The organism is Daejeonella sp. (assembly GCF_049655485.1).
GTDB lineage: Bacteria > Bacteroidota > Bacteroidia > Sphingobacteriales > Sphingobacteriaceae > Daejeonella.
This window is the reverse complement of record NZ_JBASJU010000125.1, coordinates 1-1,616: the sequence shown is the minus strand read 5'-3', so window position 1 is coordinate 1,616 and position 1,616 is coordinate 1. Positions and strand designations below refer to the sequence as shown.

The 1,616-nt window shown below is 36.0% G+C and carries 2 protein-coding genes; both read left to right on the top strand.

All coding sequences use genetic code 11. The annotated features are described in order from the left end of the window. The coding region (locus WBJ10_RS05135; protein ID WP_424288456.1) for a dipeptidase at positions 1-618 on the top strand (618 nt) is incomplete at its 5' end. 85 nt (positions 619-703) lie between these two features. Continuing rightward, entirely contained in the window at positions 704-1,168 is a 465-nt protein-coding gene (locus tag WBJ10_RS05130; protein ID WP_424288455.1) for a hypothetical protein, read from the top strand. Positions 1,169-1,616: the final 448 nt, after the last annotated feature.

Sequence of the window (1,616 nt, the reverse complement as noted above, 5' to 3'; positions counted from 1 at the left end):
TTTGGCAGACAGGTAGTGCAGCGCATGAACCAGCTTGGTATGATGATAGATGTGAGCCACTCCGGCGACCAGACTTTTTGGGATGTAATTAAACTAAGCACCAAACCGATTATCGCTTCACATAGTTCGGTGTACAGTCTTGTTCCGCATCGCCGTAATTTAAAAGACGATCAGATAAAAGCAATTGCAAAAAATGGCGGGGTTATACAGGTGAATTTTAACCCAGGGTTTATCGATAGTAGTTTCGATAAAAAAGAAGCCGCATTTATTGCAAATCATAAAACAGAAATTGATTCGCTCATGAAAGGCGGTGTGAAAGATTACTATGTCCTGAATTATCTGAATGATAAATATCTTGTAGAAGCAAATGCGATGAGGCCGCCTCTATCCGCACTCATTGATCATATTGATTACATCGTGAAATTAGTAGGTGTTGATTATGTTGGCCTGGGCTCCGACTTTGATGGCATAAACTTAACACCGCAGCAATTAGATGATGTTACTTCCTATCCATTAATTACAAAAGCATTAGTAGAAAAAGGGTACAGTAAAAAAGACATCAATAAAATTCTTGGAGAAAATCTCTTAAGAGTTTTAAAAGCAAACGAAATAAAATAAGAATGTATAAGCAGTATCGGGTTCATGTAGAACCCATCATAAAAAAATTCGCAGGATCAACCGTTGAAAAAATAAAAACAACAATATGCAGTATAGAATATTCAACCACTTTCTTCTTCCTTTGTTGATTTCAATTTGCATTTCAACAAGCACATATGCACAATCATTTAACCAAAAGGAGCAGATTGTAAAACAACCCATTATCAAACTGTTTGATGCCTTATCAACCAGTGATACCGCAGGTTTAAAATTATACACTACAAGGGATGTAAAGTTTTATGAGTACGGACAAGTATGGCCTATGGATACCCTTATCCATAAAGTATTACTTGGGAGCAAGGCTGCAGATTTTAAACGCTCAAACAGCTTTGAGTTTGTAAGCACCACCATCAATAGAAATATAGCGTGGGTTACCTACTATCTGCAATCAACTTTTACCCGTAACGGGAAAGAGGATATTGTAAAATGGATGGAGACGGTCATCCTGATAAAAGAAAAAAAGCAATGGAAAATAAATACACTGCATTCAACCAGGCTGATTAGTAATTAAAACCAACATCTATAATTATAGTAATAATGAAAATCCATCCATTGAATTTCTTAAGCGATATGGATAGATGGCAAGTCTTAATGGAATTTGAGCTTTATTGATGGTTTTTGACGTTTTATAGTTTTTTAATCCCCCGAAAATTAGCTGGGCTGGTTCTGGTCTTACAGGGTTATTATCCCTATATCGGAAGTGTAGGTTTTAGCTCTAACAACAATTAAATTCCCCAGTTAAAATAATAGACTATATAAATCAACATAAAACATCTATTGTTGGAAACAAGAGTATTTGTGATTGGTTAGTGATATGCCACAGTTTAGTTTGTTTACTCAATGAGTTAACCAATAAACGTTGTAACTAATTGTGTTGCGTGAATTTCTTGACTATGGATAAGTTCAGTAAGCTCCTTTGTGTAGCAATCGAGGTTACCCGCAGACTCTCTGATCAGAGC